This window comes from Actinomyces slackii (genome assembly GCF_900637295.1).
In the GTDB taxonomy this organism is placed as follows: domain Bacteria; phylum Actinomycetota; class Actinomycetes; order Actinomycetales; family Actinomycetaceae; genus Actinomyces; species Actinomyces slackii.
In genome coordinates this window covers 983,815-1,003,666 of record NZ_LR134363.1, presented here as the reverse complement: position 1 = coordinate 1,003,666, position 19,852 = coordinate 983,815, and the positions used below count along the sequence as shown (strand labels likewise).

Below are 19,852 nucleotides of genomic sequence, written 5' to 3'. Positions count from 1 at the left end.
TAGCCTCGAGGCATGACCTCGGATAAGAACCACGCTGATGCCACTGAGCCCACTGAACCCGCCGCGGGCGGCGCGCGGGCGCCGAGCCGGGCGGCCACGGGGCGGCACACGACTCGTGGCACCCCGCACGGCTACACCTCCCTGACCCCGTTCCTGCCCCTGGCCGACCCCGAGGGCGCGCTGGCCTTCTACCAGGAGGTGCTCGGGGCGCGCCTCGTGGGGTGCACGCGCCTGGGCGAGGTGATCGCGCATGCCGAGCTCGAGCTGGACTCGGGGCGCTTCCAGATCGGGGCGGCCTCGGCTCTTCCCGGGATGCGGGCGCCGTCGGGGGCGGGCATGGCCGACGAGGCCGGCGAGTCTGACGAGACAGAGGACATGTACTCGCTCTGCCTCTACTGCCCGGATGCCGACGAGGTCGCGGCCCGGGCCGTGGCGGCCGGCGCCGTGCTGCGCGAGCCGCCGGCCGACTTCGTCTCCGGGGATCGCTACGCCTCCATCCGCGACCCCTTCGGGGTGCGCTGGGCGATCATGACGCGCGTGGAGGACCTCTCCGACGCCGAGTCCCAGGAGCGGATCCGCGCCTGGGCCGAGCAGGCAGCAGCGCCGGGGCAGGAGGGGCCGGCCTGAGCCCGGCCGGGCGCACTCCGCCATCGGGCAGACGGTCCCGCCGGGCCGCCCGACGGCGCCGTGAGCCGACCGCGGGCACAGCGCCCTCCACAGTCAGCGGCATCCGTCGCGGACGGTCCACGACCTCCCCCTGAGCACCGGGACGCTGGAGGTCACCGTGGCATGCTCACATCCATCTGCCCCCAGCCGCTCCACTGACGCGCCCGGCCGACGGCGCAGGCCCCCGCTCATGCCCTCCGCATGGGCGGGAGCGCGGGCAGGTCAGAGCCGGGCGGCCTCGTCCTGGTCCTCGTCCTGGCCCTCGTCCTGAGCCTCGTCCTCGACTTGCCGCAGCGCTCTCATGAGCGCGGCGTTGACGGTGGGCGTCAGCTTGCGGTTCTTGGCGCTCAGACGCCGCAGGGCGGCCTTGCACAGGTCCTCCGGGGAGGTCCACTCCGGCTTGGCCGCGCGCACCTGCCTCATCAGGACGCGCAGCTCCTGGGGATGGATCTCCTCAATGCCGCTCACATGGTCCAGGGCGTGACGTCGATATTTCCGGAGCACCCGCTCGAAGTCATCTCTTTCCCACACGAAGTCGTGCTCATCGATATGGGCGAAGGAGTCGCCCAGGATGTCGCGAACCTTCTCCTCGCGGCTCTTAGTGGTGCGCGACAGGTTGAAGGCGCGGCAGAGGGTGACGATCAGGCGTCGCATGATCAAGGGGGCCTCGGTCTCGCAGATCGCCTGCGCGACCCGCCTGACCTCACGGCGCGCCTCCTCGTCCGTGGCCGCGCGGTCCAGGATGTCCCGCGAGCGCGTGCCCTCGGGTCGCCATGACTCATAGAGGGCAGGCGCCAGGGGACCGGAGGCCTGCGACACCCGGGCGGGCTCAGCGGGTCCGGCGGGTTCAACCGGCTCTGCGGGCTCTATGGGCTCCGCAGGCCCAGTGGACTCAGCGGACTCAGCAGGTCCAGCAGACCCAGCAGGCTCGGCAGGTCCAGCAGACCCAGCAGGCTCAGCAGGTCCGGCGGGCTCGGCGGGCTCGGCGGGTCTAGCAGGCCCAGCGGGGTCTGCGGGCTCGGCGGGATCAGCGGACTCAGCAGGTCCGGCGGGCTCGGCAGACCCAGCGGGTCCAGCAGACTCAGCGGGCCCTGCGGGCCCTGCGGGCTCTCCGGGTCCAGCGGGTCCAGCGGGCCCAGCAGACCCAGCAGGCTCAGCAGGTCCGGCACGCCCGGCAGGCTCAGCGAGCCCTGCCTCGGCCGGGGAGGAGCCGGGCTCCACCGCGGCCGCCGTCCTAGTCGCTGCCCGACCGACCGGCGCGGGGCCGCCGGCGACGTCGACCAGGTGGGCCACCACGGCCTGCGGGTCGGCCACCCACTGGGGCAGCCACACGCGCTCGACCCGCGACCAGCCCACGGCGGTGAGCACATCGGCCGGCATCAGGTCGCGATCGGCGAGGCACTCGCGCCGGTTCCAGGCGGGCCCGTCCAGCAGGACCGCCACGCCAGCACCCGCCGGCCCACCCGGCCGCGCTCCCGCGGGGGATGCCAGCACCAGGTCGATCTCGAAGCTGGAGTGCCCCACCCCCACGCTCACCTCCAGGCCGGCCTCGCGCAGGCGCTCGGCGAGCTCCACCCGGTACCGGTCGATCTCGCCGGCCGATCGGGGCCGCGCCCGCGGCGCCCGGCGATCACGCACCGCCTCCAGGTAGTTGCGCAGGTCCTTGGGCCCCTGGTGGGAGCTCAGCTCGGCGCGCAGCTGCTCGGGGGCGAAGCTGGCGAAGACCACCATCTGCTGGCGCGCCCGAGTCAGGGCCACGTTGAGGCGGCGCTCCCCTCCCAGATGGCTCAGCGACCCGAAGTTGAGCGGGACATTCCCGCCGTCCTTGGCCGAGAAGGTCAGGGACAGCAGGATCGTGTCGCGCTCCTCCCCCTGAACATTGTCCAAGGAGCGCACCAGCAGCCCGTCGCGCTGGGTGAGGGCCGCACGGATGCGCTCGACGACGGAGCGCCGCACCCGCCCCTTGGACTCGCGCAGCCGCTCCTCGATGAGGTCGCGCTGGCGGGAGTTCAGGGTGATGACACCGATGGACGGCGTCGTCTCCGGGCTGAGCTCGAAGCGGCGGATCACCTCCTTGGCCACCGCTCGCGCCTCCACCGGATTCGTGTTCGGCAGGATCCCCGGCCGGCCCCGCGCCCCCGCCGGGTAGTACGTGCCGGCCACCTGCCTCAACGAGATGCCATGACCGCCGGGGCCGCCGTCGGGCCCGGGGGCCAGCGTCAGGGGGCTGGGGAAGGTGGCCAGTCGCCCGCCGTAGTAGTGCTTGTTGGAGAAGGCGATGAGGGACTCATCCCTGCTGCGGTAGTGCCAGGTGAGCGCCCGATCGGGCACCCCGGCGGCCAGGCACCGCTCCAGGATCGACTCCGCGCCCGTCTGCGAGGCGCCCTCCAGGTCCCCGCCACTGGCGCTGGGCGCCGGCGGCATCTGCTTGCGGTCGCCGACCACGACGGCCGAGCGCCCCCGCCCCAGCGCGCCCACGGCCCCGGCCACGGTGATCTGGGAGGCCTCGTCGAAGACGACCAGGTCCACATGGGTGCGGTCGGCCGGCAGGAAGCGGGCCACCGAGTCCGGGGAGACCAGCAGGCAGGGGGTGATGGCGGTGATGAGGTCGCCGTACTCGCCCATGAGGTCGCGCACGCTCAGCTCAGAGCTCCTGCGGCCGAGCTCGCGGCGCAGTGCCGTGCCTCGGGCCCCGGCCTCCTCCAGCACCCGGTCCCGGTTGCGGGTGACCCGGGCGAGCACCTCCCGGGGCGCCAGGGCGCGCAGGGCATCCCGGGTGGCCCGGTACTCCTGGAGGAGACGGGCGTGGTCAGCGGCGTCGAAGGAGTCCAGGCCCAGGCGGCGGCCGGTCTCGGCGAGCCGCTCACGGGCCGCCCGCAGGTTCTCCCCCTGGGCGCCGATCACCGCGTCATGGGCCTCGTAGTAGGACGCCCCGTCCTGGGGGCCGTGCAGGCTGCGCCGGTAGCCCTCCAGGTCGGCGCGCAGCCCGGCCAGCCGGTCGCGCAGCGCCCGGGGATCACCGCTCTGCCCGGCGGGCTCATCGGCGCCCGCCTCCAGGGACCGTCGAAGCCCCTCGCGCACCGTCTTGGGCCTCATGCCATTGTCATGAAGGTTGAGCAGGAGGTCCCCGATCCCGACCTCCTCACGCAGGCGGCGCGCCACGACCTCCAGGGCTGAGGCCTTCTCCGCCACGAACATGACGGTGCGCCCCCGGGCCACGGCCTCGAAGATGAGGTTGGCGACCGTCTGGGACTTGCCGGTGCCCGGAGGCCCCTCGACAACCAGGCTGCGCCCTGCGACGGCGTCGGCCACGACCCGGGCCTGGCTCGAGTCCGCGTCCAGGGGCAGGCCCTCGATGAGGGCGTCCAGATCTTCAGGCGCCTCGGGGGCGGGGCCCCGGCCGGGGTGCGGGGCTGGGCCGCCGTCCGTGCCCCCGCCGGCCGTATCCCCGCTGGCCGTATCCCCGCGGCCCGGGCCCTGCCCCAGCAGGCCGGCCACCGGGCCGGCGATGAGCGCGGGCCAGTGCTCCTCCAGGTCCTTCCACATGCGGTAGGTGGAGAAGCGGAACAGCCCCAGATGAGCGGTGGGCTCCACGCGGGCTCGGGGGAGCACCTGGGCCAGGCGCTCAGTCACGGCCTCCAGGGTCGCGCCGACGTCGATGCCGTGACTATCGCGCACGGGCTGCCTCAGCTCCCCCAGATCGATTCCCACATCGGCCTTGAGGCGCTCCAGCAGGGAGAAGTTCGGGGTGGAGGTCTCGGCCTCATCCAGGCGGATCCCGAAGGTCTGCCCCTCGTGGACGATGGTGACGGGCACGAGCATCAGCGGTGAGCGCAGGGGCTTGCCCACCGACTCCCACTCCAGGGTCCCCAGCGCCAGGTAGAGGTTGTTGGCGCCGGTCTCCTCGATGGTCGTCCGGGCCAGGGCGTCCATGGAGGCCAGGCGCCGCTCATGCTCCGTGCCCTCCAGCTCGGTGCGCACCCGGCGCTGGGCCAGCAGGTCCTCGGCGGTGGCCTGGCCGGCGTCGGCGCGCTCCAGGACGAGCTGGTCCTGCTGGTTGACCAGATCCTCCAGGCTGCCCAGAAGATGGGGCGGGAGGCTCAGGGCGATGGCGGAGCGCGAGTGGCGGCTGATGAGCGGATTGCGCAGGGTCAGGTCCAGCAGGCTGCGCTTCCAGTCCTCGACCTCCGACGGCGGGGCGCTGCCAGCCGCCGGAGAGCCGGTGGGCGAGGCGGGCTCCTGCGCGCGGGGCTCTGGCTCCTCGGCGGTATCGGCGGCATCGGCCCCCGGGCCCGCCTCATCGGCGATGTCCTGGGCCGGGGCGACCGCGTCGAACTCGACCACACGATCGTCCTCCCGGCGCGCGAGTCCCGGCTGCGGGCGCGCCCCCGCCGCGCGGGCCCCGCCCAGGTCGAGGGCCAGGACGACCCCGCCCAGCGCCGCCAGCGCCCTGCGGCGCCTCGTCGCCTCCAGGGAGTGCACCATGGCGGTGCGCGCCTTGACCGCCAGCAGCGGGTTGATCACCCCGAGCTCGCCGCGCTCGACGAGCCCCGCCACCTGGCCGGGGGCCAGCGCGGGCATGCCGCCTCCGTCGCGGACGTAGGCCACGAAGACCTCGCGCTCCGTGAGCAGGAGGGCGGCCGGGATCTCCAGCCGCTCCAGGAGCCCGGCGATGAGGAGGGCGATATCCAGGGCCGAGCCCACGCCGACGTCGAGCACCTCAGCCGCTGTGCGCAGGGACCGCGGGGCATCGGCCCAGGCCGCCGCGTCGCCGTCGACCCTCAGGCCCAGGCGGCGCACCTCGGTGCACACCGCCCCGGCCACGGCGTCGGGGACCGGGTCGCGGCGCACCCGGTTGGTCACCGTTCGGGCGATCCGGGCCAGGGCCGCCTGGTCCGGCTGGACGAAGGTCGCCAGCGCAGCCCCCGCCCAGCGGCTGCCACCGCTCATCCGCCAGCGCCGCGGCGCCAGGGCGGCCAGGCCCTGCAGATGACGCGCCTGGGTACGGCCCTGGGTGTCGGTGATCTCCACGCACAGCTCGGCGGCGCAGTCCTCATCGATCTGGAGCAGCTCGCCGGCCACCAGGGGGAGGTTGGCGGTCAGCCTCCGATCCCCCTGGGAGATATCCCAGGCCAGGGTCTGGGGCGCGGTGATCTCACGGTCTCCCCCATGCTCGACGACGCTCACGCGCAGCTCGACCACGCCCAGGTCCCCGGCCGCGCCCGAGCCCCGGCCCGGGGAGGACATGGCCGCCATGCCATCGGCCGGGCCGGGCGCATCCGCGCGAGTGGGCGCCCACCCACCGGCCAGGCTCAGGTCGAGCACGGCGGTCAGGGTCAGGCCCGCCAGCGCGTGCGCATAGCCCAGGACGGCCTCGCATCGAACACCGATCCCCACCGCATCCAGAGGGCTGAGGGCCGGCCCACGACCACCGTCCAGCGCGGCGATAAGGTCTCGCACCTCCTGCCGGGGCCCGTCGGAGGCGCCGATCATCCACAGGGTCTCGCTGACGGCGACCAGGCAGGCGAGCGCACGGTCGGCACCGAGGCGGCCATGGACGGCGTCGTTGCGCAGGCGGCGAACCTCGTGGAGCTTGGAGGCCAGCCCCGGGGGCAGCGCGAGCAGGAGGCGGGAATCCTCGCCACGAGCGGTCAGGATCCTGATCTGGGTTGACAGATCCTCGAGGTCAACGGAATGCGAGTCGCGACGCGCGGCGGCCAGGGCGCGCTGGGAGGCGGATCGGCCGGCGGCCTTGAGCGCGCGCTCGGTGAAGACCCTCAGCTGCGCGGGCAGGACGCGCAGCAGGCCGCGCAGGACGAGATCGTGATTATCAGGTGTCATGGCAGGGAGAAGAGAAGCAGGGACGGATGCGGAGAGTCTCCGCGGCTCACCCTAGTGCGCGCCTGCGACATATTTTCTGGGACCGGTCGAAACGTCACCCATCTGCATCCTTGGACGCGCCCCGCCACCCCGGAGCGCTTAGGGCGCCTCCGCTGCCAGGGCTCGCAGGAGGAGGGCGATCTCCGCCTGGCTCAGGGGAGACCGGTTCGGGTCGCGGCTCGACGTCGGCCCCGGGCCGCTCAGGGTGATCCCGGCGATGAGGGCGCCCAGGATGAGGCGGGCGGCCGACTGCGAGTCGAGGGCCGTGATGTCCTCACCCCTGGCGCGGGCGCGCTCGCGGATCTCCTCCAGGTGCTCGCGGGTGGCCTCGTAGAGCTCGTCGCGCAGCAGGGCGTCCAGCTCGGGATCGAGGCGGGCCTCACCCAGCAGGGCGACCAGTGCCGCGCCGGTGGCTCCGGCCAGCACGCGGTTCTTGTGCGCCAGGAGCGCCGCGAGATCGCCCCGCAGGGAGCCGGTGTCGGGAGCGCCGCCGGCCCCAGCAGGGCCCTGGAGGCCCCCGGTGCTCCCCGAGTTCTGCGAGCCTCCTGCGCCCCCGACCCCCTGGGCGCCGATGCCCCCGTCATCCGCCCCGTGCGAGGCCGCCAGCTGGCGGGCGGCGGCGATGACGAGGGCCTGCTTGGTGGGCCACCGGCGGTAGAGGGTCGCCGTGGACACGCCCGCGCGCTTGGCCACGGCCGCCGTGGTCAGTCCGCCGTAGCCGGACTCGGCGAGGATGTCGCGCGCCGCCAGCACGATGGCCGGCCCCAGGGCGGCGTCGGTGGGACGCCCCGGGGGGCGCTTGGCGGGGTGGCGCTCGGTCACGGCAGCATCCTACCCTCACATTACGAAACTGCTTGACTTCGTTTCATGGCACTGAGATGCTGCACCCATGAACGCACTCCTGACCCACCACGGCATCGACCTGCGCGGCATTCCCGTGGATGCCTCCGCCCCCGTCATGGTCACCGGCGCCACCGGATACCTGGGCAGCTGGGTGGCCGCCGGCCTGCTCCAGGCGGGCGCCACCGTTCACGCGCCGGTGCGCGACCCCCACGACCAGCGCAAGACCGGCCACCTGCTGCGAGCGGCCGAGGCCACCCCAGGCACCCTGCGCCTCTTCACCGCCGACCTGCTGGAGCCCGGCTCCTACGATGAGGCCACCGCCGGCTGCACCACGATCATCCACACCGCCTCCCCCTTCATCCGCTCGGTCAGCGACCCGCAGCGCGATCTCGTCGATCCCGCCCTGGAGGGGACTCGCAACGTCCTGGGCTCGGCGAAGCGCTGCGACTCAGTGCGGCGGGTCGTCCTAACCTCCTCCATCGCCGCCATGTACGGCGACGCCGCGGACCTGAGCCGGGCCCCCGGTCACCTCATCACCGAGGAGGGCTGGAACACGAGCTCCTCCCTGACCCATGAGCCCTACTCCTACTCCAAGACCCTGGCGGAGAAGGAGGCCTGGAGGATCGCCGGGCACCAGGAGCGCTGGGACCTGGTGACCATCCACCCCTCCCTCATCCTGGGCCCGGCGCTGGGCCCCGCCCCCGCCTCCGACAGCTTCACCATCATGGAGATGCTGCTGGACGGGACCATGCGCTCCGGGGCGCCACGCATCGGCCTGGCCGTGGTCGACGTCCGCGAGGTGGCGCAGGCCCACCTGGCCGCGGCCTTCCTGCCCCAGGCCCACGGCCGCTACATCGTCTCCGCCCAGGACACCGACTCCCTGGGACTGGCGGACATGCTCAGGCCCCGCTACGGCGGCAGGCTCCCCCTGCCCCGCCGGGCGGTGCCCCGCCCGATCATCATGGCGCTGGCGCCCCGCCTCGGTCTGACCCGGGACTACGTGCGGCGCAACGTGGGCTACCCGCTGCGCGCCGACGCCTCGCGCAGCCGCGAGCTGGGCCTGCGCTACCGGCCGGTCCAGGAGTCCCTGGAGTCGATGGTCGAGCAGATGCTGAAGCGGCGCTGAGGGGGCAGGCCGCCGCGAGCGGGCGGCGTCGGACGTGCGTCTGCGTACCGGACGAGGGAATGCGTCATCCGACGAGGGTTAGCACAGGGGTGAATGACGCAAAGGCACGTCGTCGACGCAAAGGCTCGTCCGGGACCGCCCCGGGGCCGGCCGAGGCGCGCAACAATAGCGCCATGCTCATGCCCTACTCGCCCGCAGCCGAGCCACTGACGCGCCTGGCCGACGGGACAGTCAAGCAGATCAGCCCCTTCACCGGCACCGAGGTGTGGACCGTCCCGGGACGCGGCGACCGCCCCATCTCCCAGCCCCCCACCGATGTGCGCGCCCTGACCCCTCAGGACCGCACCCAGGCCTGCGCCTTCTGCCCGGGCCGCTACACCGAGACGCCCCCGGAGAAGTCCCGCCTGGTGCGCACCGAGGACGGCCTGGCGCGGCTCGACGCCCTGCCCGCCTCCCAGCTGCGGGCCACGACGGCGGAGTTCCGCCGCATCCCCAATCTCTTCGAGATCCTGTCCTTCGACTACTGGCGCTCCAACCACGGCTACGAGGTGCCCGACGCCGCCCGCGAGCGCATGGACGCCTACCTGGCCGACCCCGCCGGGGCCGCGCATGCGGCGGCGGTGGCCAAGACCAAGCTGAAGGCCTCGGGGGCCGAGCCCTCCTCCTGGGACCTCATGGGAGAGGAGGCCCGCCGCCACTACCTGGCCTCCTTCTTCGCCGGGGGTCACGACCTCATCGTGGCCCGGCGCCACTTCACCGACGATGCCACGGACTCCTCCTGCCTAGCGGGCTCGGGGACGCTGAGCGTGGCCGAGCACCGGGCCTACACCCGCATGGCGGTCGACGCCATGGAGGATCTGTACGCCTCCAACCGCTGGGTGCGCTACGTGGCGGTGTTCCAGAACTGGCTGCGCCCGGCCGGGGCGAGCTTCGACCACCTGCACAAGCAGCTGGTGGCCATCGATGAGCGGGGCGTGACCAGCGAGCTGGAGCTGGCCCGGGTGCGGGCCAACCCGAACCTGTACAACGAGATGGCGGTGGACTACGCCGCCTACCGCGACCTGCTGGTGGCCAGCAACGAGCATGCGGTGGCCTTCGCCGGATTCGGGCACCGCTACCCCACCCTGGAGGTCTACTCCACCTCCGCCACGCCCGAGCCCTGGCGCATGGCCCGCGAGGAGGTCGAGGCCGTCTCCGATCTCCTGCACGCCCTGCACGCGGCCACGGGCGCCGACGTGCCCTGCAATGAGGAGTGGCACCACAAGCCGATGGACGTCGACCAGCCCATGCCCTGGCATGTCACGCTCAAGTGGCGGGTCTCCACGCTGGCCGGCTTCGAGGGGGGCACGAAGATCTACCTCAACACGATCGACCCCTGGAGCCTGCGCGATCGGGTGGTCTCCCGCCTGGAGGACCTGCGCGCGGACCGGCTCATCGCCCCCATGGCGGTGGGCGAGGAGTGCCCGACGACGCCCAACCGCCTCCTGTACAACCCGGTCCTGGCCGTCCAGCGCTGAGGCACGGGGCGACGACGAGCCGGGAAGCCTCGGCACCGCGCGTGGCACCGGGGCCGGGACACCGGGGCGTCCCCCGGGTGGGCCCCGGCCCTCAGGGGCGCGGGGTGAGGGCCGGCCACTGCGGCGGCGATCGCCTGGCCCGCTCCCCAGCCCTCAGGGGCGCGGGGTGAGGGCCGGGGCCGTCTCCCCCGCCACATCCGGGGAGACGGGGGTGGCATCGGGCGCGGGCCCCAGGTCGGCCAGGAGGGCTCGGAAGGTCTCGCGGCTGTCCGCCTCCTGCGCGGACCGGGCCTGCTGGTGGGTCATATGCGCGGTGGAGATCATGAGCTTGATGCGGTTGAGCTGGTTGACCTCACTGGCCCCGGGGTCGTAGTCGATGGCCACGATGTTGGCCTGGGGGTAGTGGCGCCGCAGCTGGCGGAACATGCCCTTGCCCACGACGTGGTTGGGCAGGCAGGCGAAGGGCTGGCAGCACACGATGTTGGGTGTGCCGTGCTCGATGAGCTCGATCATCTCAGCGGTCAGCAGCCAGCCCTCGCCGGCCTGGTTGCCCAGCGACAGGATGCTCGAGGCCTTGCGGGCCAGCTCACCGATGGGGGCCTCGGCGTCGAACTTGCCGGTGGCGGCCAGGGCCCGGCGGGCGGGGGCCTGGAGCTGCTCGATGAGCCACATGGCGGCCTTCTTCTTGCGCAGCGAGCCGGCGCCGATGCCGTAGGCATCCGCCTCCCACTGGGCGGTGGCCAGCCCACTGAGGAGGAAGGCCAGCAGCCCCGGCACGACGGCCTCGCAGCCCTCGGCCTCGATGACGTCGATGACGTGGTTGTTGGCGTCGGGCTGGTACTTGACCAGGACCTCGCCGACGACGCCCACCCGGGGCCGGCGCGGCGAGTCGGACAGGGGCAGCTCGTCGAACTCGCGCACCATCTCGCGAAGGAGGCGCCGGTAGCCCAGGCGCCCGCCCCAGGTGGCCGACCGGCCCCGGTGCTCGAAGAACTCGGCGATGATGGCGTCCCAGCGCTCCACGAGCGCCTGGGTGGAGCCGGGCACCGCCTCGTAGGGACGCACGCGCAGGGTGCAGGTGTTGAGGGTGTCGCCGATGATGACGCCCTGGAGGAGTCCCAGGCCCATGGCGGGGGTCAGCTCGAATCCGGGATTGGTCTCCAGGCCCTGCAGGGAGATGGCCACCACCGGCACCTGGGGGTAGCCGGCCTCGCGCAGGCCCTTGCGCAGCATGGCGGCGTAGTTGGTGGCGCGGCAGATGCCTCCGGTCTGGGAGATGGCCACCACGCAGCTCTCGGGGTCGTGGCCGCCCTCGGTGAAGGCTGCGATGAGCTGGCCGATGACCATGATGGCGGGGAAGCAGGCATCGTTGTTGACATAGCGCAGCCCCACCTCCAGGTCGGCCTTGGTGGCGGACTCTAGGAGCTCGACCCGGTAGCCCAGTCGGCGCATGAGCGGCGCCAGGGGCCGGAAGTGCACGGGGCTCATCTGGGGCATGAGGATGGTGTGCGTCGAGCGCATCTCCTCGGTGAAGGCCGGAGTGGTGGCCGCCGGCAGCTCCCGGGCGCCGACGGCGCGCTCGGCGGGGGCCCGGGAGGCGGCCGCAGGCCCATCGGGCTGCGCGGCGGGCCTCTTAGTGGGTCGCCGCGGGCCCTGCTCAGGGGTCTCGGTCAGGGTCGTGTCGATCTCGTGGGCCTCCTGGCCCCGGTCCCGGCGGGCCTGGGAGGCGGCGGCCAGGGAGCGCAGGCGGATGGTGGCGGCGCCCAGATTGGAGACCTCGTCGATCTTCAGGCTGGTGTAGACCCCACCGGCGGATTCCAGGATCTCCTGGACCTGGTCGGTGGTCACGGCGTCGACCCCGCAGCCGAAGGAGTTGAGCTGGACGAGCTCGAGGTCCTCGCGGCCGACGACGATCTCGGCCGCCCGGTAGAGGCGGGAGTGGTAGGCCCACTGGTCGCGCACCCGCAGGCGGGGCGCGACCTCAGGGGCGGCCACGCCCCTGGGGGCGGGCAGGCCCTCGGCGGTGACGTCGGACCAGTCCTCGGGGGACCGGTCCCGACGCCGGAGCGAGGCCACCGCCCGGGACAGGGCGCCGGCGGACGCGGCCCGATCGGCGCCGTCGTCGGCCTCAGAGGCGGGCTCGGGCAGGATGGAGTCCTCGGAGAGGACCGCCAGCCCCAGGGTGTTGATGACGTCGGGGACGCCGTGGTTGATCTCCGGGTCGATGTGGTAGGGGCGCCCGGCCAGGACGATGCCCTTGCGGCCGTTGGCCTCCATCCACTCCAGGGCGCGACGGCCCTCGGCGCGCACGTCGGCCTTGAAGGCGGCGTCCTCGGCGAGGCCCGCGGCCACGGCCCGCCGGGCCTCGGGCAGGGTGACCCGCCAGTCGGCCAGGACCTCGACCAGGCGCCTGGCGAGGGTGGCCGGGTCGGCCAGGTTGAGGAAGGGGGCGAGCAGGCGCGCGCCCCCGTCGCCGGCCCGGGCGTCGGGCTCCTGGCCCTCCATGCCCTCCATGGCCCGGCTGACGCCCTCCATATTGGTGCGGATGACCTCGGGGTAGGTGGCCACGATGGGGCAGTTGTAGTGGTCGTCGGCCCCCTCGACGAGCTCGCGCTCGAAGAAGACGCAGGGGAACCAGATGGTCCGCACGCCCTTGGCGAGGAGGGACTCGATATGCCCGTGGGCGAGCTTGGCCGGGTAGCAGACATTCTCCGAGGGGATGGAGTCCATCCCGGACTCGAAGAGCTCGTGGTTGGAGCGCCCCGAGATGATGACGCGGAATCCCAGGGAGGTCAGGATGGTGAACCACAGGGGGTAGTTCTCGTACATGCCCAGCACCCGGGGAATGCCGATGTCCCCACGGGTGGCGGCGCTCTCGCGCAGGCGGCGGTAGGAGAAGGCGCGCTTGTACTTGTAGTCGTAGAGATTGGGCAGCTCGGACTTGGTAGCGCGGCGCTCCTGGGTGGCGCCGCGCTCGCAGCGGTTGCCGGAGATGTGGCGCTGGCCGTCGTTGAAGGTGGTGATGGTCAGCTGGCAGTGGTTCTGGCAGAGCTTGCAGGTCGAGGCCTGGGTGGTCAGGGAGAAGCGGGAGAGCTCGCCCATGGTCATCAGCTCGCTGGGGCGGCCCTCGTAGGTCTGCCGGGCGGTCAGGGCGGCCCCGAAGCAGCCCATGAGCCCGGCGATGTCGGGGCGCACCACCTCTCGGCCGGTCAGGAGCTCGAAGGCGCGCAGGACGGCGTCGTTGAGGAAGGTGCCGCCCTGGACGCTGACGCGCTCGCCCAGCTCATCGGCGTCCTTGAGCTTGATGACCTTGTACAGGGCGTTGCGCACCACCGAGTAGGACAGTCCCGCGCTGATCTCCCCGACGCCCGCGGCCTCCTTCTGTGCCTGCTTGACCGAGGAGTTCATGAACACCGTGCAGCGCGAGCCCAGGTCCACGGGGGCCGGGGCCCGCAGGGCGCGGGCCGAGAAGTCGGCGATGCCCAGGCCCATGGACTGGGCGAAGGTCTGCAGGAAGGAGCCGCATCCGGCCGAGCAGGCCTCATTGACGCTGATGGAGTCGATGACCCCGTCCTTGATGCGCAGGTACTTCATGTCCTGGCCGCCGATGTCGATGACGGAGGTGACCCCGGGGTTGAGGCGGGCGGCGGCGCGGTAGTGGGCCATGGTCTCGACCACGCCCTGGTCGATGTGAAGGGCGGCCTTGACCAGGGACTCGCCGTAGCCCGTCACGCAGGAGCGCACGATGCGCGCCCCGGCGGGCATCTCCCGGTGGATGCGCCGCAGGATCTCAACGGCGGCGGTGACCGGGTCGCCGTCGTTGGAGGCGTAGTGCTCCCACACGATGCGGTCCTGCTCATCGAGGACGACGGCCTTGATGGTGGTGGATCCGGCGTCGATCCCCAGGAAGCAGTCGCCGGTGGCGACGTCGGCCCGCTCAGCCTCGGCCGGCTCAGCCTCGGCCGGCTCAGCCTCAGCCGGCTCAGCCTCAGCCGGCTCAGCCTCGGCCGGCTCGACGTCGCAGGTCCTGACCTCAGGGGATCCGCCGCTCGCCCCATCGGCCGGCTCCTGCCCGGGGGCGGGCCAGTGGGCGCGCTCGACGTGGGCGCGGGCGTGGCGGGCTCGGAAGGCCTCGAGCTCGGCGTCGTCGGCGAACAGGGGGCGCATGCGCGAGGTTCCCAGATCAAGGGCCTTGCGGGTGGCCAGGCGGGTGGACAGCTCCTCCAGGGTCACCGGCTCGCCGCTGGCCAGCATGGCCGCGCCCAGGGCGACGTAGAGCTGGGCGTCCAGGGGGCAGGTGAAGGAGTCGGCCTGCTCGCCCAGGGCCCGCTGGAAGGCGGCGCGCAGCTGGGGCAGGAAGTGCAGGGGGCCGCCCAGGAACATGACATGGCCGCGGATGGGGCGCCCGCAGGCCAGGCCGGCGATGGTCTGGGTGACGACGGCGGCCAGGACGGAGGCGGCCAGGTCCGTGGGCTCGGCGCCCTGGTTGATGAGGGGCTGGAGGTCGGACTTGGCGAAGACGCCGCAGCGCGAGGCGATGGGGTAGAGGGTGGTGTGGCGCGAGGCGAGGTCATCGAGGCCGGCGGCGTCGGTGTGGAGGAGCTGGGCCATCTGGTCGATGAAGGCCCCGGTGCCGCCGGCGCAGGTGCCGTTCATGCGCTGCTCGGGGGTGGGGTGGAGGTAGGTGATCTTGGCGTCCTCCCCTCCGAGCTCGATGATGACATCGGTCAGGGGGTTGCGCTCGCGCACGGCCTGGGTCTCGGCGATGACCTCCTGGACGAAGGGCAGGCCCATGAGCGTGGCCAGGCTCAGGCCGGCCGACCCGGTCACGGCCCCGCGAACGGTCAGGCCGGGGTAGGCCTCGGCGGCATCGCCCAGGAGCCGGGTGACCTCTCCGCGCACGTCGGCATGGTGGCGGCGGTACTCGCTGATGAGCGGCTCGGGCTCGGGCTGTTCCGGCGTGGGCTGGGGCAGGAGGACGAGTTTGACGGTGGTCGAGCCGATGTCCAGTCCGAGGCGCACCGGGCCGGTGGTCTGGGCTCGTATGAGATCGTCTGCCGGACGGTCCAGCGGGATGGATGCGCTCATCGGTTCACCTTCGACGCCGAGGGTTGGCCTGACCAGCACCACCGTATCGGCAGGTCGCGCCTGGTTCAATGCTTTTGCGCGTCAATGGGGCGCTCACCGGGGCGCGCATCGCGGGCCAGCAGTCGCACGGCGCGGGCTGGGGCGGATCGGGGTGACGGCGCCTCCCGCCCCCGGATAAGGTCGGTGCATGGCGTCGCGTTCCTTATCGGGGGTTATTCTCATCGGATCGTCGCTGGCCTACGGCGTGGGCCAGGCGATGGCGCTCAGGCACTGGGATGGCGAGTACTCGATGCGCATGAACCTCATCAGCGATCTGGGCGCCTCGACCTGTGCGATGACCGACGACGCCTACCCGGCCCGCTATGTGTGCAGCCCCGGCCACGGGTGGTTCAACGGCGGCGTCATCGCGTCGGGGGTGCTGCTGGCCCTCGCCGGGGTGGTCATCGCCGTGGCGGGGCGGCGCGCCGCGGAGGTGATCACGGCCCGCACCGCCAGCGCTGTTCTCGTGGTGGCCGGAGTGGCCATGGCCGTGGTTGGCGCCGTCCCCTTCGACCGGGACGTCGATGTTCATGATGCTGCCGCAATGGTCACGGCTGTCTCGCAGTGGAGCGCCGCCGCCCTGCTCCTGGTCCCATCGCGGGTGTCGAGGTCTCGCGCTGAGGACGACGACGGAGCCGCAGGAGCCACTGGAGCCGCCGGAGCCGCTGCCAGGCATCCCCGCATCCACGAATTCCTCAGCCAACTGACCACCGCACTGCTGCTGGCATCCGTCGTCGGGTTCGTCATGTTCGTCCTGCCTACCTCGCAACCCGGCCTGTGGGAGCGGATCGCCTTCGACGGGCAGGCGCTCATGATGCTGACTCTGGGGGCGGCGCTCATCGCCTCGGACTGAGCACGGCCGGGATGTCCCCGCGATCCGCGGCCGCCTCGCGCACGGGCGTCGTCGTCGGAAGGTCAGGGCCGGGAGAGCGGGTGGGGAGAGAAGCCCAGACGCACCACGCGCATCCCGGGCGACGCGTAGGATCACGGCGTGAGCAACCCGGTGATCGACTCCCTCCAGCGAGCCGTGGAGGCCTCCCCGAATGACGTTCCCCTACGACTCCATCTGGCCGAGCTCCTCATCTCCGAGGGGCGCGGCTCCGACGCGGTGACGCACTGCGCGACGGCGCTGCACACCGAGCCCGACAACGCCCGCGCCCGCGAGCTCATGGCCCAGGCGCTCTCGGCGGAGGCACCCGCGGTCGCCGCGCCCGCCCAGGCAGCGCCGCAGGCTCCCGTCCAAGGCGCCGAGGACTCGCAGGGCCCCGACGCCGGGCAGGACTCCCCCGCACAGGGCCCTGACGCCGGACAGGACTCCACCACGCAGGGCTCCGACGCCGGACAGGACTCCACCACGCAGGGCTCCGACGCCGGACAGGACTCCACCACGCAGGGCTCCGATGACGGGTTCGACTGGGCCAGGGCCGAGGACGACCTCGGCGCCGGCCCGGCCGCGCCCTTCATCGATGCGCCGCCCTCTCCGCCGTCGGCCGGTCAGTCCCAGCCGCCGGCCCAGCCCGTGAGGGAGCCCCTGGCCGCGTCCGACTCCGAGTCCGAGCAGCTGGCCTGGGAGGTCGAGGATCCGGAGATCCGGCTGGCGGACGTCGGCGGCCTGGCCGATGTCAAGCAGCGGCTGGAGGTCTCCTTCCTCGCCCCGCTGCGCAACCCGGAGCTGCGCCGCCTCTACGGCAAGAGCCTGCGCGGAGGGCTGCTGCTCTACGGGCCGCCCGGGGTGGGCAAGACCTTCATCGCCCGCGCCGTGGCCGGGGAGATGGGGGCCTCCTTCATCAACGTGGCCCTCACGGACATCCTGGACCCCTATCTGGGCAACTCCGAGGCCAATATTCACAGTATCTTCACCAAGGCCCGTGAGAGCTCGCCGTGCGTCGTCTTCCTCGATGAGCTCGACGCGATCGGCCTCAAACGCTCCTACCAGCGGCACTTCGGGATCCGCGGGGTCATCAACCAGCTGCTCCAGGAGCTCGATGGGATCGAGGGGAGCAACAACGGGCTCTACGTCCTGGCCGCTACGAACACCCCGTGGGACCTTGATCCGGCGCTGCGCCGTCCGGGGCGCCTGGACCGCGCCATCCTCGTGCTGCCGCCCGATGAGCCCGCTCGTGCGGCGATCGTGCACACGCATCTCAAGGATCGCCCGGTCGAGGGCATCGACTTGCATCAGGTGGCGGCGGCGACCGAGGGATTCACAGGGGCGGACCTGGCGCATGTGTGCGAGACCGCTGCGGAGAAGGCCCTCATGGACTCGGTTCGCTCCGGCGCGCCCCGACTGATCGGCATGGCGGACCTGCATGCGGCGATCGCTGAGATCCGCCCCTCGACGGGGCCGTGGTTCGAGACGGCGCGCAATGTCGTGCAGTACGCCGACCACTCCGGTGAGTACGCCGAGCTCAGGGCGTGGATGCAAGCGCGCAGACTCCTATGAGCGAGTCCAGCTACCAGCGCTACGACGAGATCCTCACGCGCACCGCGCAACTTATCAACATGGGACGCAACTCCCAGGCCATGAGCGCGCTGCGCAGGCTTGAGGCGGATTTCCCCGAATATGAGGGGGACACCAAGACCCTCCTGTCCGCCGTCCATCGGGAGTCGGGGAACCTGCCCCAGGCCATCGAGACGGCGCAACGGGCGGTCAGCCTTCTCCCCGACAGCCCGGCGCCCCTGAGAGCACTCGCCCGCGCACATATCGCGAATGGTGACGCTCAGGCTGCCGAGGCACCGCTGCGGCGCGCTCTGAGCCTGGATCCGGACGACGTCGCCGCTCGGCATCATCTGAGCATCGCCCTGCATATTCGTGGTCAAGGGGACGAGGCCCGCCGTATCGCCTGGGAAGGAGTGCTCCTCGCCCCCGAGGACTCGGATTCTCACCTGATCTTCGGGATGGCTACTCTCCCCGAGGATCCCCGCCTGGCGTGGCAGGCCTTCCGTGAGTCCGCCCATCTCGATCCGACCAATGAGCAGACTCTCCTCCAGCTCGGATACGCCAGCATGCTCTGCGGCTACCGCGAGGAGATGGCACAGGCCATCGCAACCGCCGCGGCACTCGCCCCTCAGGAGCCCCGCATCCCCAAGCTCGTCGGTGTCATCATCGGTCGCGCCATCTGCATGGCGCTGCTCTGGATGCTCCTGGGGCTGCTCGCGCTTGCAGGGATCCTGGTGGCCATTGAGGTGGGGGGCCCGCCGGTGGCCACTGAGGTGGAGGGCCCACCGCTGTGGATCGCGATCGGCCCCATGGTCGCCACGGTGATCGTGTGCATCTGGACCTTCGTCGTCCGCGCTCGCCCGATCCACCGCAGGATGCCCTCGGGCTTCTTCCCCCTGGCGCGCCGGGCGATGGCGCCCCGCCGGCTCTCCCTCATCTCCTTGGGCATTCTCGCCGGTATGGGGCTTCTTCTCGTGGTCGCCGCGGTGTGCACGCTGTTCGACTGGTCGGGGCCGGCCGTCCTCGCATACCGAGCGGGGATTCCGGCGTGCATCGTGGCCCTGGTCCTCGCCATCGTCGACTTCAGGCGCTCCGCCGCGCAGTAACCGGCTCCCGGGCCTCCCCCGGCCGACGCCGATCGCGAGAGTTCGCGTCAACGGACGTGACTTCGCGTAGACGACGCGCCTTTGCGTCAATCACCCCTGTGCTACCCCCAGTCGGATGACGCAAACCCTCGTCGTCTACGCAGACGCACGTCGTCGACGACGCCCGGACTTGCCAACTGCACAGCCGCGCCCCATGACGAGGCTGGCAACCGCGACTGAGGAGCGGCCAGGGAGCGGACCCAGGGTCGCAGCGACCCGCATTCCCACCACCGCTGCTACGATTTCTCGTAGAACGACTGCACCTCAACGACAAACCTGAGAAACGGTATTCCTGATGTCTCGTTCATCGAAGATGATCAACACGCTGCTCGTCGCCGTGATTCTGTCCCCCCTGCTCCACTTCACGGACATCAGGATCACCCTGCCCCAGGCCTCCATCCCCCACTACAACTACGCACCACCGGCCGGCATGGTGCGTCGCATGCTCCACCTAGGAGACATCCCCGGGATCACAGAGGACAACTGGCGCGGCGTTGAAACAGTTTGGACAGAGCTCATGTCATACAACACGGGATGCTCCACAATCGACACGATGTTGGACTATTCTCTTCCCGAGAACCGGGAGCTCCGGAGGACTAGCGTCACCTTCACCTTTCAAGGCGTTGATATCACGCAGACCATGGCGCTAGACATTTACGTTTTCAATCAACTCGAAAGTTTCGAGCGCATCGCTGCGTCTTTCTCGGAGTGCGATGGCGAGACCTTTCAATTTCGGTCAAGTGAGGTATCACCACGGGGCTCCATGGTCACCGAGGCATTCACCGCTATCCCTGCCGATCAGCTCCCCCAAGGCGTCGTCGGCTACACCTCCGTCATCACCGCCGAGGACGGGTCGCAGCGCACCACCCAGCGCATCGTCGTCCCCGTCATCGACGAGCACAACAACCCCGGACTCATCGCCCTGAGCACCACCACCGACGGCCCCGAGCCAGCCGACCTCTCCCCCGTCGACCTCCTCGATGCGGCCCTGACCCGCGCCGAGGTCACCATCGACCCCGCCGCCCTGGCAACACCCACACCCACCGCCACCTGAGCCGAGCGCGAGAGTTCGCGTCAACGGACGTGACTTCGCGTAGACGACGTGACT

The 19,852-nt window shown here is 71.8% G+C and carries 10 protein-coding genes; 7 read left to right on the top strand and 3 right to left on the bottom strand.

Annotation, left to right across the window (positions count from 1 at the left end):
• The first annotated feature begins 12 nt into the window (after positions 1-12).
• Entirely contained in the window at positions 13-627 is a 615-nt protein-coding gene (locus EL266_RS04075) for a VOC family protein (RefSeq protein WP_051281153.1), read from the top strand.
• A gap of 261 nt (positions 628-888) precedes the next feature.
• On the opposite strand, the gene EL266_RS13655 is transcribed toward EL266_RS04075, so the two are convergent.
• Positions 889-6,507 carry a DUF4011 domain-containing protein gene (locus tag EL266_RS13655; RefSeq protein WP_051281155.1) on the bottom strand — a complete coding sequence of 1,873 codons (5,619 nt, stop codon included), beginning with the start codon at positions 6,505-6,507 and terminating at the stop codon, positions 889-891.
• 138 nt (positions 6,508-6,645) lie between these two features.
• Positions 6,646-7,368, bottom strand: coding sequence for a TetR/AcrR family transcriptional regulator (locus tag EL266_RS04065; RefSeq protein WP_026426964.1), 723 nt, complete (start codon positions 7,366-7,368; stop codon positions 6,646-6,648).
• 67 nt (positions 7,369-7,435) lie between these two features.
• Here EL266_RS04065 and EL266_RS04060 point away from each other — a divergent pair, with 67 nt between their 5' ends.
• Together EL266_RS04060 and EL266_RS04055 are read left to right on the top strand one after the other, a co-directional pair.
• A complete protein-coding gene (locus EL266_RS04060) occupies positions 7,436-8,515 on the top strand; it encodes an NAD-dependent epimerase/dehydratase family protein (RefSeq protein WP_034514880.1) in 1,080 nt (359 codons plus the stop codon).
• Positions 8,516-8,688: 173 nt separating this feature from the next.
• Complete coding sequence (locus EL266_RS04055) at positions 8,689-10,032, top strand: DUF4921 family protein (protein WP_026426966.1); 1,344 nt, start codon at positions 8,689-8,691, stop codon at positions 10,030-10,032.
• Between the two features lie 153 nt (positions 10,033-10,185).
• Here the strand turns inward: EL266_RS04055 and EL266_RS04050 are convergent, their stop codons facing one another.
• The gene (locus tag EL266_RS04050; RefSeq protein ID WP_051281157.1) at positions 10,186-15,120 is read right to left on the bottom strand and encodes an acyl-CoA dehydratase activase-related protein; all 4,935 of its coding nucleotides are present in this window, start codon (positions 15,118-15,120) and stop codon (positions 10,186-10,188) included.
• A 187-nt stretch (positions 15,121-15,307) separates the two neighbouring features.
• Between EL266_RS04050 and EL266_RS04045 the strand changes: the two genes are divergently transcribed.
• From EL266_RS04045 to EL266_RS04030, 4 genes are all read left to right on the top strand, one after another.
• Positions 15,308-16,012: a DUF998 domain-containing protein gene (locus tag EL266_RS04045; protein WP_084500709.1), complete on the top strand. Its 705-nt coding sequence runs from the start codon at positions 15,308-15,310 to the stop codon at positions 16,010-16,012.
• Positions 16,013-16,150: 138 nt separating this feature from the next.
• Positions 16,151-17,602, top strand: coding sequence for an AAA family ATPase (locus EL266_RS04040; protein WP_026426968.1), 1,452 nt, complete (start codon positions 16,151-16,153; stop codon positions 17,600-17,602).
• Positions 17,599-18,705, top strand: a complete 1,107-nt coding sequence (locus tag EL266_RS04035; RefSeq protein WP_026426969.1) for a tetratricopeptide repeat protein — start codon at positions 17,599-17,601, stop codon at positions 18,703-18,705. The genes EL266_RS04040 and EL266_RS04035 overlap by 4 nt, the downstream gene beginning before the upstream one ends.
• Positions 18,706-19,039: 334 nt before the next feature.
• On the top strand, positions 19,040-19,798 hold the full coding sequence (locus EL266_RS04030) for a hypothetical protein (protein WP_126412150.1): 759 nt from the start codon (positions 19,040-19,042) through the stop codon (positions 19,796-19,798).
• Positions 19,799-19,852: the final 54 nt, after the last annotated feature.